Origin of the sequence: Streptomyces bambusae (assembly GCF_019400985.1) — a bacterium.
GTDB lineage: Bacteria > Actinomycetota > Actinomycetes > Streptomycetales > Streptomycetaceae > Streptomyces > Streptomyces bambusae_A.
This window is the reverse complement of record NZ_WTFF01000014.1, coordinates 32,316-50,188: the sequence shown is the minus strand read 5'-3', so window position 1 is coordinate 50,188 and position 17,873 is coordinate 32,316. Positions and strand designations below refer to the sequence as shown.

General features: G+C 69.7%; 16 protein-coding genes, 1 tRNA gene and 1 other RNA gene. 11 read left to right on the top strand and 7 right to left on the bottom strand.

From position 1 onward, the window contains the following. Together GPJ59_RS04460 and ffs are read right to left on the bottom strand one after the other, a co-directional pair. A partial coding sequence (locus GPJ59_RS04460; RefSeq protein WP_219665031.1) for a DNA polymerase III subunit gamma and tau occupies positions 1 to 1,266 on the bottom strand: 1,266 nt, incomplete at its 3' end. A gap of 43 nt (positions 1,267 to 1,309) precedes the next feature. Next, an RNA gene (gene ffs, locus GPJ59_RS04455) (signal recognition particle sRNA small type) lies at positions 1,310 to 1,408 on the bottom strand. Positions 1,409 to 1,480: 72 nt separating this feature from the next. On the opposite strand from ffs, the gene GPJ59_RS04450 reads away from it, so the two are divergent. The 6 genes from GPJ59_RS04450 (at position 1,481) to GPJ59_RS04425 (ending at position 6,187) form a co-directional block, all read left to right on the top strand. Continuing rightward, positions 1,481 to 1,565 (top strand) — tRNA-Ser (locus GPJ59_RS04450). Positions 1,566 to 1,994: 429 nt separating this feature from the next. After that, positions 1,995 to 2,843, top strand: a complete 849-nt coding sequence (locus GPJ59_RS04445) for a hypothetical protein (protein WP_219665030.1) — start codon at positions 1,995 to 1,997, stop codon at positions 2,841 to 2,843. 169 nt (positions 2,844 to 3,012) lie between these two features. Further along, positions 3,013 to 4,878: a hypothetical protein gene (locus GPJ59_RS04440; protein WP_219665029.1), complete on the top strand. Its 1,866-nt coding sequence runs from the start codon at positions 3,013 to 3,015 to the stop codon at positions 4,876 to 4,878. Positions 4,879 to 5,012: 134 nt separating this feature from the next. Next, positions 5,013 to 5,285, top strand: coding sequence for a hypothetical protein (locus tag GPJ59_RS04435; protein ID WP_219665028.1), 273 nt, complete (start codon positions 5,013 to 5,015; stop codon positions 5,283 to 5,285). A 27-nt stretch (positions 5,286 to 5,312) separates the two neighbouring features. Further along, the gene (locus tag GPJ59_RS04430) at positions 5,313 to 5,819 is read left to right on the top strand and encodes an RNA polymerase sigma factor (RefSeq protein ID WP_219665027.1); all 507 of its coding nucleotides are present in this window, start codon (positions 5,313 to 5,315) and stop codon (positions 5,817 to 5,819) included. Positions 5,820 to 5,920: 101 nt separating this feature from the next. Beyond that, a complete protein-coding gene (locus GPJ59_RS04425) occupies positions 5,921 to 6,187 on the top strand; it encodes a helix-turn-helix domain-containing protein (protein ID WP_374200781.1) in 267 nt (88 codons plus the stop codon). Positions 6,188 to 6,209: 22 nt separating this feature from the next. Here GPJ59_RS04425 and GPJ59_RS04420 read toward each other — a convergent pair whose 3' ends face one another. From GPJ59_RS04420 to GPJ59_RS04410, 3 genes are all read right to left on the bottom strand, one after another. Then, the gene (locus tag GPJ59_RS04420) at positions 6,210 to 7,970 is read right to left on the bottom strand and encodes a tyrosine-type recombinase/integrase (RefSeq protein WP_219665026.1); all 1,761 of its coding nucleotides are present in this window, start codon (positions 7,968 to 7,970) and stop codon (positions 6,210 to 6,212) included. Beyond that, positions 7,967 to 8,263, bottom strand: coding sequence for a helix-turn-helix domain-containing protein (locus GPJ59_RS04415; RefSeq protein ID WP_219665025.1), 297 nt, complete (start codon positions 8,261 to 8,263; stop codon positions 7,967 to 7,969). Before GPJ59_RS04415 ends, GPJ59_RS04420 begins: the two co-directional genes overlap by 4 nt. A 134-nt stretch (positions 8,264 to 8,397) precedes the next feature. Then, positions 8,398 to 8,940: a helix-turn-helix domain-containing protein gene (locus GPJ59_RS04410; RefSeq protein ID WP_219665024.1), complete on the bottom strand. Its 543-nt coding sequence runs from the start codon at positions 8,938 to 8,940 to the stop codon at positions 8,398 to 8,400. Between the two features lie 272 nt (positions 8,941 to 9,212). Between GPJ59_RS04410 and GPJ59_RS04405 the strand changes: the two genes are divergently transcribed. The 4 genes from GPJ59_RS04405 to GPJ59_RS04390 all read left to right on the top strand — a co-directional run bounded on the left by GPJ59_RS04405 (position 9,213) and on the right by GPJ59_RS04390 (position 14,729). Continuing rightward, positions 9,213 to 10,739, top strand: a complete 1,527-nt coding sequence (locus GPJ59_RS04405) for a DnaB-like helicase N-terminal domain-containing protein (RefSeq protein WP_258023851.1) — start codon at positions 9,213 to 9,215, stop codon at positions 10,737 to 10,739. A gap of 263 nt (positions 10,740 to 11,002) precedes the next feature. Next, a complete protein-coding gene (locus GPJ59_RS04400; protein ID WP_308120128.1) occupies positions 11,003 to 12,364 on the top strand; it encodes a hypothetical protein in 1,362 nt (453 codons plus the stop codon). Positions 12,365 to 12,596: 232 nt separating this feature from the next. Beyond that, positions 12,597 to 13,049: a plasmid mobilization relaxosome protein MobC gene (mobC, locus tag GPJ59_RS04395; RefSeq protein ID WP_308120127.1), complete on the top strand. Its 453-nt coding sequence runs from the start codon at positions 12,597 to 12,599 to the stop codon at positions 13,047 to 13,049. Next, positions 13,050 to 14,729, top strand: a complete 1,680-nt coding sequence (locus tag GPJ59_RS04390; RefSeq protein WP_219665021.1) for a relaxase/mobilization nuclease domain-containing protein — start codon at positions 13,050 to 13,052, stop codon at positions 14,727 to 14,729. It begins immediately after the preceding gene. Between the two features lie 221 nt (positions 14,730 to 14,950). On the opposite strand, the gene GPJ59_RS04385 is transcribed toward GPJ59_RS04390, so the two are convergent. Both GPJ59_RS04385 and GPJ59_RS04380 read right to left on the bottom strand, forming a co-directional pair. Beyond that, positions 14,951 to 15,790, bottom strand: coding sequence for an NAD(P)-dependent oxidoreductase (locus GPJ59_RS04385; RefSeq protein WP_219665020.1), 840 nt, complete (start codon positions 15,788 to 15,790; stop codon positions 14,951 to 14,953). Then, positions 15,787 to 17,154: a hypothetical protein gene (locus tag GPJ59_RS04380; RefSeq protein ID WP_219665019.1), complete on the bottom strand. Its 1,368-nt coding sequence runs from the start codon at positions 17,152 to 17,154 to the stop codon at positions 15,787 to 15,789. The genes GPJ59_RS04385 and GPJ59_RS04380 overlap by 4 nt, the downstream gene beginning before the upstream one ends. 265 nt (positions 17,155 to 17,419) lie before the next feature. On the opposite strand from GPJ59_RS04380, the gene GPJ59_RS04375 reads away from it, so the two are divergent. After that, positions 17,420 to 17,803 (top strand): DUF6415 family natural product biosynthesis protein, encoded by a 384-nt coding sequence (locus tag GPJ59_RS04375; RefSeq protein WP_219665018.1) that lies wholly within the window; start codon positions 17,420 to 17,422, stop codon positions 17,801 to 17,803. The last annotated feature ends 70 nt before the right edge of the window (positions 17,804 to 17,873 follow it).

Below are 17,873 nucleotides of genomic sequence, written 5' to 3'. Positions count from 1 at the left end.
GCCCGGGCCCACCGGGGCCATGCCATGGGCCTCGGGCCCGGGCACGTACCCCATGGCCGGCGCCCCCGCACCGGCCGCCATCGCCGCACCGGCCGCGATCGCCGGGCCGGCGCCCCGCTCCAGCCGGTCCAGCCGGGCCTGGAAGGACCGCTCGTCGTCGAAGGCGGCGGGCAGCAGCACCCGCGCGCAGATCAGCTCCAGCTGCAGCCGCGGCGAGGTCGCACCGCGCATCTCGGTCAGCCCGGTGTTGACCAGGTCGGCGGCGCGCGACAGCTCGGCCGCCCCGAACACCGACGCCTGCGCCTGCATCCGCTCCACCACATCGGCCGGGGCGTCGATCAGCCCCTTCTCCCCGGCGTCCGGCACGGCGGCCAGGATCACCAGGTCGCGCAGCCGCTCCAGCAGGTCGGCGACGAAGCGCCGCGGGTCGTTGCCGCCCTCGACCACCCGGTCCACGACCTCGAACGCCGCCGCACCGTCCCCGGCAGCGAAGGCGTCCACGACCGCGTCGAGCAGCGAGCCGTCCGTGTAGCCGAGCAGCGAGGTGGCCATGGCGTACGTCACACCGTCGCTGGCCGCGCCCGCGAGCAGCTGGTCCATGACGGACATCGAGTCACGCACGGACCCGGCGCCGGCGCGCACGACCAGGGGCAGCACCCCGTCCTCGACGGGGATGCCCTCGCGTCCGCACACCTCGTTCAGGTACTCCCGCAGGGTGCCGGGCGGCACGAGCCGGAAGGGGTAGTGGTGGGTCCGGGACCGGATGGTCCCGATCACCTTCTCCGGCTCCGTCGTGGCGAAGATGAACTTGAGATGCTCCGGCGGCTCCTCGACGACCTTGAGCAGCGCGTTGAAGCCGGCCGACGTGACCATGTGGGCCTCGTCGATGATGTAGATCTTGTACCGGCTCGACGCCGGCCCGAAGAACGCCTTCTCCCGCAGGTCACGGGCGTCGTCCACGCCACCGTGGGAAGCCGCGTCGATCTCGATCACGTCGATCGACCCCGGCCCGTTCCGGGCGAGGTCGCGGCAGGACTGACACTCCCCGCAGGGCGTCGGAGTGGGACCCTGCTCACAGTTCAGGCAGCGGGCCAGGATGCGCGCGCTGGTGGTCTTGCCACAGCCCCGGGGGCCGCTGAACAGGTACGCGTGATTGACCCGGTTGTTCCGCAGGGCCTGCATCAGGGGGGCAGTGACATGCTCCTGCCCGATGACCTCGGCGAACGACTCGGGGCGATAGCGGCGGTACAGCGCAAGGGACGACACGCTTACGAGCGTATCCGGGCCCACCGACAACAGCGGCCACCGAACGCAAAGCGCCCCCCACGCACCCGCCAGAGCCCACTTACCCTTGCTGCCTTCCGGCCCTGGGGGAGTTGGGTGAGATAGCGCCACGTGAGGGGCTGCCCCCACCCTAGCCGATCCTGGCCCCGGGAATCGAGTTCGCGAGCACTCCTCAACGTCTTGTATTGTTTGCGGCGGAGGATTCGCCTAGAGGCCTAGGGCGCACGCTTGGAAAGCGTGTTGGGGGCAACCCCTCACGAGTTCGAATCTCGTATCCTCCGCACCTGCCCACCAGGGCAAACGAAGGACCCGACCGCACTGCGGCCGGGTCCTTCGTCGTTCCGTGGTTGCAGTTTTGGTTGCAGTTGCCGCCCCAGCCTTCGGGCCCACCCACCGAAGATCATTTGGGTGAGACGGCGCAACAACTCCTCCGTTCCCGGCACCATCGGTTCATCCACACCGATGGAGGGGATGCCTTGAGCCTGGCCCGCACGACCACCCAGCAGGTGGTTCCATATGTCACACAAGCCCGATTACGGCTCGAATCCTGGCGTCTCCGCGTCAACCGGCGGGTCATCGGCACCCGTCTCCGCAGCCTCACCTCGTCACTCCAAGTACTGCAGGTGGCGGAAAGGAGGCTTCCCCACACTCGGCGAGCACTGCGGGACACCCGGGCAACCCTCGAAACAGCGCCCTACGGATCCATAGCCTTGACCCTCCTCGCCCTTTGGCTCGGCTTGAGGCTGATCAAGTTCTCCGCGGTCGTCGTCCGTGACTTGGCCGTCGCACTCGGCAGCGAGTCTGTCGCAAGAGCTGCGAAGCACTTCCTGTGGGTTCTGCGCCCAGAAGCTGCGAATCAGCCCGTGCATGGATGGGACGCACTGATCTACATGATCACTTGGGTGGCTGCCTTGATCACGCCGGTCTGGTGGCTGCTGAAGCGGCGCCCGGCACGAGGAGCCGTCTTGCGACACCGGGCGACTATCCAGACCGTGGAAGCGCTCAACCTCTGTGCCGAGGCATACAGCCGGCCGCCCGGACAGCGTGCCTCACAGCTCCGAGCGCTCGACCTCGGCCTCCGTGCAACCGAGGACGCCATCCTTCGTGCCCACCGATACGCAGGAACCATCCCCCGCCGTTCTGCCAGGCAGGCAGCAGCACGTGCGCATGCGGCACAGGTCGCAGGTGCACTCCGAGCAGAGTCGCTGCGGATCGACGTGGACCCAGAAACCGCGCTGCCCCGTCTGGGGGCCATGTTGGCCGAGATCGGCGAACGGTGTGCGGAGGGCCGCGTCGGGTCCATGCTGCCGGCGGAATCCCTCGTGGACGTTGCCCCCGTATCCGCTGCACGCACGACGGTCCGGGAGTCGATCCACGTGGCTGTGGTCATCATCGCCGCCATGACGGCTGCCGTCGGGGCTTCCTCTGCACTGCCCACGCTAGGAGTGAACGACGACCTGCGCCCATGGCTCATCGTGGGGTGCGCCGTGTTGGCAGCCATCCTCGTCGGCGGCTGGCACCGTGTGGGCCGGCTTCTGGAGCTGGTACCGGGCAAGTGACCTTCCCACTGGCGGACGCCACGGCTGCGGACCGTCAACGCGCGGGCGTCCTCAGCCACGTTCTGGCAGTTTCAGCTGGTCCGGATCATCTCCAGCAGCGTTACATCGTTACGCAGGGCATGGCGCGCCGGCCATCCAGGCGGGCAGCGAGTCCTGGAGGGACCAGGTCATGGCACATCCGATCCGGCTGAAGCGCTACTCGGTGGAGACCGAGGCCGGCTGGCACTCCTACGCGCTCGATAGCGACCTCGTCGCCTTGGTCGGTGCGGTCAACACGGGCAAGACCTCGTTCTTCGAGGGAGTCGCCTACACGTTCGGGGCGGAACCAGTCTGGCCGGTCGCCATGGACCGCTTCGTACACCGGGTAGAGACCGAGGTCCTTCTGGGCGGACAGCATGTGCGGCTGCGCCGCAGCGTGCGTGGCGCGAACCGCCAGGTCGAGCTCCTCGAACCCGACGGGACGCTCACCGAGATCCTGCCGCTCAAAGACGCGGACGATACTGGCCGCACCACCCTGTCCCAGTGGCTGCTGGATGCACTGAGCCTGTCCAATCTGCTGGGCACCGCACGCCGGGGAAGGAAGCCGGTCACCTTCAACGAGCTGCTCGACTTCGTGTACGTGCGGCAATCGACCATCGACCAGAAGATCGCCGGCCACAGGGCTGACCGGCCCAGCGCCCTGAGGCAGACCCTTTTCGAGCTGCTCTTTGGACTGTCCACCCCGGACCTCCCGGCCCTGGAGGCGGAGCTACGCGGCGTCAGCGACACCATTCGGCAGCTCACCCAGGACCAGGCCAGCATCTCTACCTTTCTCAACGCCTCGACCGCTACGAACCTCGACGCCATCCAAGCCGACATCGCGCGCGCGACTGAGGAACACGAGGCCGCGGAGCGAAGGCTGAAGGTCATCGAGGCCGAACTGACTGCCTTGACCGGCGCCGCTGAACCTCTGCGCGCCGCCTTGCGGCAGGCCGTTGATGAGGCTGAAGCCGCGCACCGACGGGCCAGCAGTGCACGCCGTGCTCTGTCTGACAGCGAGAACAGCGTGGACCAGCTTCGCAAGCGCTTGGAGAAGGCCCACAAGCCGGTTTTGCAGTGCCTTCACTGCCACACCGACCTGAGTCGGCGCACCCTGCCAGCGACCGCGTGCCCCCTGTGTACTGAGACAAAGACCGATCTTGCAGCAGCAACGGCCCTGCTCCAGCAGCAGCTGGACGCTGCCCGTGACCGGGTCGTCCAAGGCCAAGCGCGAGTGGCTGAGGCGGAGAAGGCAGCCGCCGCGGCCGATGCGCGGGTCGGAGATCTCCAGCAGCGTCTTGACGAGGCGACCCGCCGCCTCATCGCTCCCCATGCCGACCAGCTCGCCGATGCCCGAGTAGCTGTCGCCGAGGCGGCTGCCCGTCTCCAGAGCCTGCAACGCCTGGTCGAGCCTCACCAGCGGCTGCGCACCCTGAAGGAGCAGCTGCGGGAAGCCGAGGAACGGCGAGCCGAACTCACCGAGGCACGCAAAGATCTGATCGCCAGCTACGCCGTACGCCGCAGCGACGTCCTGGACAGCCTCAACGACATCTTCGGAGACGTCGTCGCCGAGATGGACCTGCCCTGGTACGCCGGAGACGCCCGCATCGACCGCGACACGTACCTCCCCATCGTGGACGGACAGGGCGTCGAACGTCTCGGCGGAGGTACTCGCGCCGCAGTCACCGTCGGCTACCACGTCAGCCTGCTGCGATACCTGCTGACCAACCGCGTCGGTGATCTGCCGACCTTCCTGATGATCGACTCACCGACCAAGAACGTCGGCCGCAACGACTGGGACACCCGCTTCGCTCAGCGCATTTACAGCAGCTTCGTGGACTTCGTCACCGCCCGGGCTGGCGCGGGCATCACCACCGACCCGTTCCAGGTCGTGGTCGCGGACAACGATCTTCCGGCCTCCGTACGTGGCCACGTCCTGGTGCACGACTTCGACCACGACCGTCCGCTGATTCCCGGGCTGAGGAACCCGCATGCAGCCGAGCAGTCGTCCGACTGAATCCCCTGACGGGGAGCCGTCCGACGGCGCCGGGAAAAATTCTGGCCGCCTGTTCAACCCCTGCCCACGGAAAGCGCTGTAGTGGGCAGGGCTGTGGCAGCGGGCCACAGCGCGAGGCAGGCGGAGTTGAGCCGGTGAGCGTTGAGGTTCTCGCAGTGGGCGTCCCCGTCCTGATGGGGCTGATTGGTCTCATCCTGCGGTCCCGCAAGGGGCGTACGGGGCTATGGGACGTTCTTCACGAACTCGCCCAGGGCCGTGTGAAAGCCGGTCTGGAGCGTGAGCGAAGGGCCACCCTGGTCGTAATGCTGGAACAGCTGCCGAAGGCCGGGCTGCGGGTGGAAGATACGGTCCAGGGGCGCCGCACAGTCATCGCCGGGGATCTCACCGAGAACAGTCCTCGTCGTTGAGCGGGCGGCACGAGGTAAGGGGGTTGCATGGCGCCTACTCCGGAAGAGTTCGCCCACTTCTTCAACCACTGGGATCGTCAAGTCCGCCGGTACCTGATCTGGTTAGAGGGCGATCTGAGCCTGATCGACGATGCCGCTCAGGACACGATGATCGCCGCACACAGGTACTGGAACCGGTTATCCGGACTTGAGAACAAGAAGGCATGGCTGTTCCGGATTGCCGGGCAACGGCTGAGCCGCCTGCGCCAGGCCCGGCAGCGCCAGGGCGTGATCACCGACCCCCGTGAGCTGCCAGACCATCGCATGACGTCCGATGCCATGGCACGGAAAGTGGAGCAGCTCGCCGTCCTCGACGCCGTGCGGAAGCTCCCGCAACAACAGGCCACAGCGATGGCCCTTCAGCTCCAGTTCGACCACCCCCTCAGCGAGATCGCCGAGATCATGGGCATCTCCACGGGGTCCGTGAAGACTCACCTTCACCACGCCCGTGCCACGCTGAAGACGCTCCTGGCAGACGTAGACGGAGGTGCATGATGAGCATCGAAGACATGCTGCAGAGCGCCGCGCAGGCCGTGGACGGACTGTGGGCCGACCAAGCCGAAACCGAGCAGCGGCTTGCCCAGCTTCGGGGGCGGATGGCACGTGAAGCAGCGTCGGCAGAGGCTCGGCCCGCACGGCCGCAGAGCGGACGCACAGGCGAGCGCCCGCTGCACGAGGTCAAGTTCCTCACAGTTGCCGAGGTTGCATCGGTCATGGCCGTCTCAAAGATGACCGTCTACCGGCTCGTCCACAACGGCCATCTGCCGGCGATCCGTGTCGGCCGTTCCTTCCGGGTACCCGAACACGCCGTCCATGAGTACCTGCGCGAGTCTCTGGCTGCCAACGCCGAGTCGACAGCCTGACCCAGTCGGACTGCGTCCGGACCTACCACTCGTCGGTATCGCCGTACTTCCCGGGATTCTGGGCACGGTCCACAGCCTGTGCACACGCCTCGGCGAAGGCAGCCTTCACGGCGACCTCGTCTGTGCCGCGAACGTGTGCCTCCACCTCCTCACCTGGTCCGGGCCGGCGTACCGTTCGCCACGCCGATGGGCGGTCGGTGTAGGAGTCGGTCTCGAAGTCCCAGGCCGGCACGGACCAGGTCTCCGGCAGCCTGGCTTCTCGTGCGCCGCCCGGAAGAAAGACGGCGTGGGCGTGGAACACCCTGGCCTGTTGAGGGACCCGGTCGCGGACGGCCCGTAGGCCGCCGGGCCCCTCACGCTCCCAACGGCGCCGGTCCCACTGCTCGACTGCAGCGCTGTGGTCCGGCCAGTCCTCCCGCCACCGATCAACCACTTCGGCGGCGTGATCCGCATGGGCGAAGGGAACCAAGCGCTCACCCAGCCGTGCGACGTGGAGCACGAGTTCGGCGGGAACGGGGCTTCGGCTCACCGCGCCACCACCCAGATCAGCCTGGTCGGTGCCCCACAGGAGGCCGCCGACCTTGTCCGCGGTGTCCTTGAGGACGCGGCTGGTCAGGTGCTGGTAGCGGCGGCGCATCCTGGCGGACTTGCCGGGCTCCCAGCCCATGATGGCGTCGACGACCGCGTCGGGGACGCCGAGGATGAGCAGGACGGTGGCAGCCGTGTGGCGGGCATCGTGGAGGCGAGCGTCGCGGACGCCTGCGGCCTTCAGCAGCTCCTTCCACTTGTGGTAGTCGGTGTTCGGGTTCAGGGGCTCGCCGGTGGGCGAGGTGAAGACGTACCCCTTCTCGGTCCACAGGTCGCGGGCAAGGGCACGCTCGTGGGCTTGCCCCTCCTTGTGCTGGCGCAGCAGCTGGAGCAGCTCGTCGGGGGCGCCGATGGGCCGTTGGCCGGCGCGGGACTTGGCGTTCTTGGTCTCGCGCCGGGTGTTGATCTTCTGGGGGCAGTAGCCGGGCTTGCGTCCGCAGCGGTCGCCGCAGCCATGCTTGTAGCGGGGCCGCAGCCGACCACGCCGTACGCGGATGACGCCGAGGTCGAAGTCGACGTCGTCCCACTGCATGCCGAGGACCTCGCCCTGTCGCAAGCCGAGGGCCAGGGCGATGACCCAGCGGGCGGTGTTGCGGTGCTTGGCGGCCTCGGCAAGCAGACGCTGGACCTCCTCGACCGAGTACGGCTCGACCTCCTCCTCTTCCAGGCGAGGGGCCTTGGCGATCGTGGCCGGGTTGACGGTGAGGTGGGCGCGGCGGACCGCTTCGTTGAGGGCGGTGCGTACGGTGCGGTGGACCTGGTGGGCGGTGCCGGCGGCGCTGCCGGAGTCCTGCATCTTCTTGTAGAAGCGCTCCAGGTGTTCGGGCTCGAGCTTCTCCAGGCGGTGGGCGCCGAGGCCGGGTATGAGGTGGTGGTTCACCGCGACGCGGTAGCCGTCGATGGTGTTCTCCGAGACGTGCGCGGCGGCGATGTTCTCCACCCAGTGCGTCAGCCACGTCTCCAGCGTCCAGCTCTTGCCGACCTGGCGGACGGCGCCCTTGTCGCGCTGCCGTTCCAGCTCGCGCACGAGCTTGGTGACCTCAGGGCGGGTCTTGCGGCTGACGTGGCGCCGGTCGGGGCTGCCGTTGTCCTTGGTGCCGACGGTGACGTAGCCATGCCATCGGCCGTCCTTGCCCTGGAAGATCGACGAGGCCCCGTTGGGCTGGCGGGTCTTCGGTGCGGAGGCTCGCGTCACGCGGCGGCTCCGAAGTCGCTCGCCGACAGGCGGCGGGTGAGGAAGTCGTTCACCGCCTCTGCTGGGATGCGGCGCAAGCTGCCGATCTTGACGGAGGCGATCTCGCCGGAGGAGACGTACTCGTACAGCTTGGTACGGCCGATGCCGATCCGGCGGGCGGCTTCGGCGACGGTGAGGGCGACGAGGGTCGTGTCACCGGCGGAGGACTGCTCGGCCATGAGGGTGCGCAGGGCGTCTTCGGGGACGTCCAGGAGCTGGGCTATGTGGGCAAGCGGAAGGTCGCTTCGGTGCAAGGAGGGGTCCTCTCGTAGCCGGCCCAGGGAAGGCGAATGGGCAGGCAGAGTGCGTTCAGGGATGGGCATGCATGTTGACCGGCCGGGCGCGGGCGAGCCCTGGCTGTTCGTAGCAGCCAAAGCGAAGCGCGCGGTCAGTCCTTCTTGTTGATCTTGTCCATGTGCTCGCCGAGGTAGCTGACCAGCTTCGGCGGCGGGAAGTGCCTGTGGAACCGGCCTTCCGCGGCGACCGCGACCTCATGCCCGAGCAGGCCTTTGACCAGGTCTTCCTGGTTCGGATTGGCGTCCGTGTACTCCTTCAGCTCGGCCAGGATCCGCCGCATGTCCTTGTTGAGGACGCTCCACTCCCTCCAGTTGGCGACGTACTGGGCGATGAGGCGCCGGACATGCGCGTTGGCGAGCTGCCCTGGCGGGCTGGTGAGGTCGTCCAGAGTGAGGTCGAAGACCTTGCAGAAGCCGAGCGCCTCGTCGAGGTTGACCCGGCGGCGCGGTTTGCCGCTCTCGATGCGCCAGATGGCGGACTGGTTCACCGGGTGGCCGGCCTCGGCCATCTTCTCCGCGAGCGTAACGGTGCTCCAACCGCGGGCTTCTCGTTCGAGCTTGACGCGGTCGGCGACGTAGTCCTCCGGCAGCGGGCGGTCCGGCCCGGCGCGGGCCGCGCCCTCGTCGCTGCTCACTCGTTCACCTCCTCCATCTGGCCCGGCGTACACCGGGGCGATGATCCAAGGAAAGCTCATTGCGGAGCAGAATGCAACCGTTGCGGTTCCAAAAACGTCAGGTACTGTGGTCGTCCACCCCCGCACGGGGGTGAACGCAAAAAGCCCCCGGTGCTACGAACACCGGGGGCCAAGTTCGAACCCTCGAAACCGCCCATCCCTGAACGATTGACCCGCATGGCCTGGGATTCGCCGTCCCGTACAGCCCGCGAGTGAGGAGCTCAGTGCCCAGTATGGACGAATCTCGCCCGTACGCGCCACACCACTCGAACGACCAGCACCAGCCTCCCGTTGACGTCACCGCGGTACCGCCGCACGACGTGCGGGCCGAGGCGGCCGTACTGGGCGCCTGCATGCACGACGCGGCGGTGATCGACGCCGTCCGGAACCTGCTAGACGGGCCGGACTTCTACCGGCCCGCGCACGAGACGGTGTGGCGGGCGGTCCTGGCCCTGCGGAGCGAGGACAAGCCGACCGACCCGATCGTGCTCGGCGACCGCCTCCGCGACCAGGGCGACCTGGAACGCGTGGGCGGCGCGACCTACCTCCACCAGCTCGCGGACGCCACGCCCTCGGTCGGTGGCGCCGTCTGGTACGCCGAGATCGTGCGCAAGAAGGCGGACCTGCGCCGCCTTCGTACCTCAGGCCTGCGCACCGTGCAGCGGACCATGGAGCCGGGCGCCGACCCCGACGCCATCCGCAGCGAGGTCGAGAGCGAGGTCCGCTCCGAGCGGGAACGCGCACTGGCCTCGGGACAGGGGCGGCTGGCCCGGTTCATCACCGACGGGTGGAGCTTCGTCACCGAGACCGGCGCGGACACCGAGCCTCTGTGGGGAACCCGCGAGCAGACCGCCTGGTCCTCTGGGGAGAGCCTGATGATCGTCGGCGCGCCGGGCGTCGGAAAGACGACCCTGGCCCACCAGGTCGTCCTCGGCCGCCTGGGGCTGGCCGACAGCGTCCTGGACATGCCAGTCGCTCCCAGCAAGCGCGTGCTGTACCTGGCGCTGGACCGGTACAAGCAGATCGCCCGCGCCCTGGCCCGCCGTATCCAGCCCGAGCATGAAAGCCGAATACGAGACGGGCTCGCCGTCTGGCAGGGCCCGCTTCCGGCCACGCTGGACAAGGAGCCCGACCTCCTGGCCGACCTCGCCGCCGCCCACCAGGCCGACACCATCGTGATCGACAGTCTCAAGGACGCGGTGAGCACCCTGGTAGACGACGCCCTCGGCGTCGCCTACAACAACGCCCGCCAGCGGGCCATGCGCGCCGGGGTGGAAGTCCTGGAACTGCACCACCAGCGCAAGGCCAGCGAGAACACCCCGCGCGCCCAGAAACCCACCCTGGACCGCGTGTACGGCTCCACGTGGATCGTCTCCGGCGCGGGCAGCGTCCTGTACGTGGCCGGAGAGGCCGGCGACCTCGCCGTCACCGTCCACCACCTGAAGACCCCGACCGGGGAGATCGGCCCACTCCAGGTCATCCACGACCACGAGCGCGGCACCAGCTCGGTCGACCCAGCGCTCGATCCGGTGCAGATCCTGCGCACCCGCCCGGACGGGCTGACCGTCCGCGAACTCGCCGCCGTCCAGAGCGGCGAGACCAACCCCGACCGTGCCGCCACCGAGAAGGCCCGACGCACCCTGGACCGCCTCGTCAAGGCCGGACTGGCCACCAAGGCCGAAGGCGCCGCGGGCGGCACCGGAGGCGGCCAGCAGGCACGCTACCGCGCCTCTGTCCGCCACATCGGCGCCGTCTCCTAGGCACCCGCCGCGCCCTCCGGACCGTACACAGGGGCGTACACGCACCCCTCCCGACCGCACGGGCCCACAGTCGACCCGAAGCGCACACGGTCGCCACAAACCCGCAGGTCAAACGTTCACGCGACCGTGCACGCCGTACACGCGCCCAGGCGTTCACGCGCGAGCCCCCCTTTAGGAGGGGGCTCGCGTGTACGCCCTCGCCGTGAACGCCGTGATCGCCTCCTCATCACCCCCTCGGAGCAGCCCCGTAAATGCCCCCTGCCATGACCGACACCTTCCCGACCGCGTCCCTCCCGTACGCCGGTGGTCTGCTCTTGCCCCTGGCCGTCTCGGCCTTCGCGGTCGGCGCGCTGGTTGCGGGCCTGATCGCCCGACATAGGCAACGCCGCATCCACGATCGGAAGCGGCGCCCCTCGGCCGCCATCGTCACCGCGGCCGTGGCAGCACTGGTGTGCACCGCCTACAGCGCGGACACCAGTTGGCGGTTCGCCGCCCACTACCTCGACATGCGCAACACCGCCGAGCGCACCGCGATGTTCGCTGCCGCAGAACTCGCTCTGTTCTCGATGGCGCTGATGGCCCGGCAGAACCTGCACGGGCCGCGGCGGGCGGCCGGCCTGCCCGGTGCCCTGGTCTGGGTGATCACCGCCATGCAGACCATCCCCGCCTACGCCGAGTCCGGCCTGGTCGGCGGCGCCGTGCGCGCCTTCGCCGGTCCGGTGCTGGCGGCCGTGCTGTGGCACCTGGCCATGGGCATCGAGTTCCGCCAGCGCACCCCCGACGCCGAGTCCCGCGGACTCGTCGCCGTTCTCACCCGGCAGGCCCGCGAGCGGCTGTTCGCCCGCCTGGGGATCACCGAGCAGGACCAGGGCGCCGCCGAGATCATCCGCGACCGGGCCATGCACCGGGCCGTCGCCCTCGCCGCCCGCCTCGCCGAGATGACGCCCGAACAGCGCACCGAAGGGGCGGGCCGACGCACCGTGCGCCGCCTGTCCAAGGCCCTCGCCCGCTCCGGCATCGACGCCGACCCACGCCGCAACGAGCAGCTGCTGCGCCAGCTCGCGACCCGCCGCCAAGCAGCAGCCCTGGCCACCATCGACCTGCCCGGGCGATGGTCTACGCCCGCCGGGCAGCCCGTCAGCCCGCCCGCAGTGCAGCCCGACCACTCCCGGGCGGACGCCGACGAGCGGGCAGAGGGCGACGGGCGGGCAGAAGACCGACCCCGCCCGCACCCATCAGATTCGGGCGATGAGGAACCCCATCCGGGCGCCCGCCCGCGATCCGCCCGCCCGAATGCCACCGCCCGCTCCGGCCCGAAACCGACAGCCCGCCCCGCACGGGCAGCCCGCCCACAGGAGGCGGTTCCGCCACCCACGGGCAGCGGCTCGCGTACCCCACCGGCCAGACGCGCTACGCCGAAGGCGAAGCGGCCGGGCCGTAAACCCCACGCCTCCGACGACATCCTTCGCGATTACGCCCACCGTCTCCACGACCAGCATGGCCGCCTATCCCGTGACCTCCTGGAGCAGGCCGTACGCGACGACGGATACAGCGTCGCCAGCGATCACGCCGGCGAGATCGTCCGAGCGGTCAAGGCCGAACTGAACGCTTCTCACGACGGCTGACAACCCCCTCGCCCAGCCTCCCGCCCCTCCACGCCCCGACCGGAGACTCATGCACGAGCCGAACCACAAACCCATCACGCCCCGGCAGCAGTCGTCCGCCACCCCAGCCCACAGCGCAGCAAGGTATGGCGTTGGACCGTCCAAGGGCCGGTCCAACTCAGCCTCCGCCCCAGGGGTGGCGGAGGCAGGGCTCCGGCGCGAGGGCGCGCCGGAGGGGGAAACAGGGGCTGCCGTGCCCGTACGCGCCGCCGATGAAGCCGCGCTCCGCCGCATCGCACGTCGCCGTGCACGTGACACCGAGCAGCGCAAGATGCGCGTCGACGTCCGCTACAGCCTCGCCGAGCACACCGCGATCACCGCCGAGGCCCGCCGCCTGAACCTGGCCGGCGCCCACTTCGTCGGCGCCGTCGTCATGGCCTACCTCGCCGACGACCTCGCTCTGCCCGGCCAACGCACCAGCCACGACGACCTGATCGACGAGCTAGCCACCCTGCGCACCGCGATCGCCAGGATCGGCACCAACGTCAACCAGATCGCCCACAAGCTCAACGCCGGTGGCCATCCACACCCTGGGGACACCACCGTCCTCGCGGAAGCCGGACGCATCCTCGGCCTGGCCCGTGATGCCGCCACAGCGATCGACATGGCGGCGGACAGAACCGCCACCGCGAAGAGGGCGGCCTGATTGATCGCGAAAATCGGCTCCGGCGCCGACACCCGCGGCGTCCTGCGCTACCTCTACGGGCCGGGTCGCGCCAACGAGCACATCGACCCGCACCTGGTCGCGTCATGGGACGGCTTCGCCCCGGACCCCGGCCGCGACGAGACCGCCACACTCGCCCAGCTCGCCGCCGTCCTCGACCTACGCGTGAAGCAGGCTGGCGACCGCGCGCCCGACCAGCACGTCTGGCACTGCTCGGTCCGGGCCGCCCCCGAGGACCGGATCCTGACGGACGGGGAGTGGGCGGTGATCGCCCGCCGTGTCCTGAACGCCACCGGCATCGCCCCGGCCGGCGACCCCGACGCCTGCCGCTGGGTCGCCGTCCGCCACGCCGACGACCACATCCACATCGTCGCCACCAAAGTCCGCGGCGACCTCCGCCAACCCCGCAACTGGAACGACTACCCGCGCGCCGACAAGGAACTCGCCGCCATCGAGAAGGAATACGGACTGCGCCAGGTCATACGCGGCGACCACACCGCCGCCAAGCGCCCCACCCGCGCCGAACAGGAGAAGGCCCGCCGCTCCGGCCACGCTGTCACGCCCCGGGAGAGGCTGCGCACCACCGTCCGCACAGCGGTGGCGGCTGCCACCGACACCAAGGAGTTCTTCACCATCCTCCGTGGCGCCGGCGTCCTGGTGGACATCCAGCACTTTCCCTCCGGCGACATCCGAGGCTACAAAGTCGCCCTCGGGGGCGACACCAACAAGGACGGAGAGCCGGTGTGGTTCTCCGGTTCCGCCCTGGCCCCGGACCTGTCCTACCCCAAGATCAGCGAACGCCTCGCACCCACCGGACCCGGCCCCACGGATCGGCCCCCCGGCCGTCGGCGTACGGCCTGGCAGCAGGTCACTGACGCGGCCACCCGCATCCCCGACATTCTCGACGAAGCCGACGACGCCGTGGCCCAGGCCCACATCACCGTGCTCGCCGAAACCCTCGATGCACTCCCCCTGATCGCTCCCGCCAACTACAAGCCCCAGCTGGCCCAGGCAGCCGCGGCCTTCGAGCGGGCCAGCCGCTCCCGTATCCGCGCCCGCCACCAGCAGGCCCAGGCCACACGACGGGCGATCAAGGCGATCGTGCGCGAACCCGCCCCCAAGGACGGAGCCCTCATCGCGATCCTCCTCGACGCCCTCCTCCTGGCCGTCGTCGCAGCACAGCACTGGCACCGCACGCGCCACCACGACCAGCAAGCCGAAGCCGCCCACCAGGCAGCCGAACACCTACGCGCCGCCTACCTGGCAGCCACCGTCCAGCCCCTGACCGTTATCCACGAGCGCGGCCTCCGCCTCGGCGTCTCGGTTGCTCAGCAGCAGGCCGCCATCGTCCACCAAGCGCTACCGGACCTGGCCGGGCAGATCGTCGCCGAGCCTGGCTGGCTGGCCCTCGCCGCCACCCTCGCCGACGCACAGACCGTCGGCCTCGACCCCGCGCCCCTCCTCGCCCAAGCCGCCCGCCACCGCGAACTCGACACCGCCACCTCGATCAGTGACGTCCTTACATGGCGGCTGAACCGCCTGATCGGCATGGCCGGTGAAGGGCCCACTCATCCCGACTCCGCAGGCACCATCCGCCCGGGGTCGAGCACAGCCGTCCTTGGTCACTCCCGACAGCTGGGATCCCGACGAAGCGGCCGGTAGCCGAAAGACCGCCACTATCACTGCCGACCGGCATGTTCCTCAAGGGAACACCGTCGGTGTTCCCTTGAGGAACGACCGCCTCGTTCCCTGAGGGAACGGGGCCCCATCCGGATTCTGAACCGCGCTCCCAGGGCTGTTCACTCAGTGAACAGCTGGCCGTTCACCGACTGAACGGCCGCCCAGTTCACTGAGTGAACATGTGGGTTGGGCGCCTACTGCAATCAGATGCCAGGCCTCCGCAGGTGGGCGAGGACGTCCGCGACCGACAGGTCGTACCGGTCCTTGTCCCGCTCCCAGCGCGACATCACAGTCACCGCGGCCTCGGCCATGTCCGGCGGCAGGTCGGCCGCGCGGAGCGTGTCGGCGATGTCCTGCATCTCCGGCGCCCAGCGCCAGGCGCGGGCCGCGACGCTGGGGAGGTATTCGGGGTCGGAGAGGATGTTGGAGGCCATGACCTGGGCCTCTGCGGTCAGCTCCTCGCCGACGCCGTGGGCGTCGGCAAGCGCGTGGGCCACGCCGGCCAGGGTGCGGGCGGCCTTCTGATAGCCGGCGAAGGCCATCTTGAGTGCGGAGGCGGAGCCGATGGCGCCACTCGACTGGCGGGTGTGCAGGGCCGTGTCCTTGAACAGGCCCTCCACCAGGTGGATCGCTGGGCCTTCCCCGGCCAGATAGAGACGGGCGGTCCGAGCCCCGCCTGGAGGCGGACCGAAGATCGCACCGTCCAGCACGGACGTCCCGGGAGCGATGGCTTCGGCGATGTGCCGAATCCGCTGCGGGTTGATCGCGTTGGCGTCGACGTAGACGCCTGCGAAGCCGTGAGCGCTGACCAGCTCCGCCACCTCTTCGGCGGCCTGCGGCGGGCACACCGACAGGACGACGGCGCTGCGTTCCAGGGCCTCGGCCAGGGTGTCGACCGGCACCGCTCCCACCATGCGCGCCCGCTCCCGGGTGGCCTCGCTCCGGCCCACCGGCACCCACAGCACCTCGTGTCCCGCCGCCGCGGCCTGGGCGGCGACGGCGGATCCCATGGCGCCGGGGTGCAAGACGGTCACGGTGGTCACAGGTGGCCTCCTGGCGGGAGTTCAGCGATGGTGCGTTCCTGATGGGCAATGATCGACTCTCGCAGGCCGATCGCGACAGGCGCACCCGCACCGGGGTGGAGCGCCAGCTGGCGCGTGAAGTGGCCGATGCGACGGTCCACACTCTCGGTGCGGCGCCGGGCGCTGGTGGCGAGGACCCTGTGGATCTGGGCCGCGGCACCGTCCAGGTCACCCCGGCCGAGGCGGGCCATGGCCAGGTCCATGCGGGCCAGGGACATTTCGCCGAGCCGCTGGCGCTCCGGTGGGGCGGCCTGGAACATCTCCACCGCCTCGTCGGCACGGGCCTCGGCGTCGGCCAGGTGCTGGGCCCCGGCCAGCCAGAGGTGGGTGCTGCTGGCGTAGAAGAGCTGCTTTTCGACGGGGAAGGCCATCATGCCGCCCGGCAGCTCGTCCCCCTCGGCGAGGCGCTCGCGCAGGTGGTCGGCAGCACCAAGGGCGGCGAGGGCATCGCCGGGCCGGTTCAGCTGACCGTACGCGCGTGCCTTGATGCTCTCCAGCCTGATCTGCGCGGTACCCGACTCTGGCGTGAAGGCCGAGCCTGACTCGGCGAGGCGTACGGCGTCGGCCGGGCGCCCGTCCCAGTACGAGATCAGCGCCTGGAGTCCGCGTACCCAGGAGCGGAGGCCGTTGTGGCCGGCCAGCTCGCCGAAGAGGAAGGCGGTGCGGGCCTGGGTCTCGGCGGCGTCGTAGCGGCCGAGGTCGAAGCTGGCGTTCGCCAGTACGCCGCACAACACGCCGGCGCCGACGTACAGGTCGCGGGTGTACTGCGGTGGCTGGCGCCCTTCGAGGAGTTCGAAGGCGCGGTCGCGCAGGGCGCGTACCTCGCGGAACAACGGCCCTACGGGACGGTTGGGGTACGAATCGACTATCCGGCGGATGTCAGCTTCCAGCTGCTCCAGCGTGTGCGGTCCCACGTTGCTGCTCTCTGCCCTGGCGGCGAAGCGCGCCGACTCGTTGGCCGCCGCCGTCACCACGTCCTCAAGGCCGTACTCGAACGGTTCCACTGCAAGGTGTTGCTCTGCCGCGGGATGGCGCGGCGCGGACTCGTGCCCGGACGGCACGGGTCCGAGGAGCCGTGCCGCCGGGATTCCCGGGAACATGAACTCCAGAATCCGGCGGGCGACGGTCTGCGGGGTGCGGACCTCGCCGTGCGCGTACCGGAAGAACTGGCGCTTTTCGATGGTCGCGGTCGAGATCGAGGGCGGTCCCTCCAGCTCGGCTAACTGCTTGGCCGCCTGCTCGTACCGCTTCTTGAAGACCTGGTAGTCCTGCCAGCCCCGCTGGTTGATCAGGGTCTGGAAGAGGGTCGGTCCTGTCCGTTCCACAGCGGCTCCCTCGCGACGGCCTCTGCCTCCGGCGACCACGCTATGCACCAACCGCGTCTGAGCGCAGAGGTGTTGTCGAGAAATCTCGCGTAGGCCGCGAATAGACATCGGTTGGGCACGAAAGGGCCTCGTTAGACAGCGCTTGGGGCCTCGTTCGGGCGGGTCGGGCGGAGAACACTGCGACTTCGCCCCGGCAGGGCGGTGACCGCACGAGGTCGCAGCCTCGCCCCGTGCTCCACAGCCTGGCAGCTCAGGAGGCCCGCTCGTGACAGCGCAACACCAGCTTGGCTTTCCCGACATCGGTCCAGCCGCGATCAGCAGCGCGGCGGCATCGCCCACGTCCGCGACCGCCTCCGTCGCCGGGGACGTCGAGGCCGCCCTCAGCCTCGCCGACCACCACCCGGCCGGGCAGGTCGCCGTACAGCTGCGGGAGCGGCTCCGCGGGCACATCCAGACATTGGCGGTACCCGCCGAGCGGTACGCGGATCTGCTGCCGGAAAGCCGGGAGAAGGACATCGCAGCCAACACCGTGCGGTTCGCCCTCAAAGTCGCCGGCGGCTGCGGGAGCGATCCCGCCATAGCGCTGCGCCTGCTGGCCAAGTCGGTGGCTCACCTCGCACGCAACACCGACCTTCTGCGATCCGCCTGAGCCGCTTCCGGTACCGGTCTGCCCTGGGGGCGCCGGTACCGGGAGCTCTTCATCTACCCGGCCCGGCGCC

What these genes read in the sequence shown, in the direction of transcription:
- GPJ59_RS04440 (WP_219665029.1), top strand. Translation starts at nt 3,013, where the DNA reads ATGGCACATCCGATCCGGCTGAAGCGCTACTCGGTGGAGACCGAGGCC.
- GPJ59_RS04430 (WP_219665027.1), top strand. Translation starts at nt 5,313, where the DNA reads ATGGCGCCTACTCCGGAAGAGTTCGCCCACTTCTTCAACCACTGGGAT.
- GPJ59_RS04425 (WP_374200781.1), top strand. Translation starts at nt 5,921, where the DNA reads ATGGCACGTGAAGCAGCGTCGGCAGAGGCTCGGCCCGCACGGCCGCAG.
- GPJ59_RS04405 (WP_258023851.1), top strand. Translation starts at nt 9,213, where the DNA reads ATGGACGAATCTCGCCCGTACGCGCCACACCACTCGAACGACCAGCAC.
- GPJ59_RS04400 (WP_308120128.1), top strand. Translation starts at nt 11,003, where the DNA reads ATGACCGACACCTTCCCGACCGCGTCCCTCCCGTACGCCGGTGGTCTG.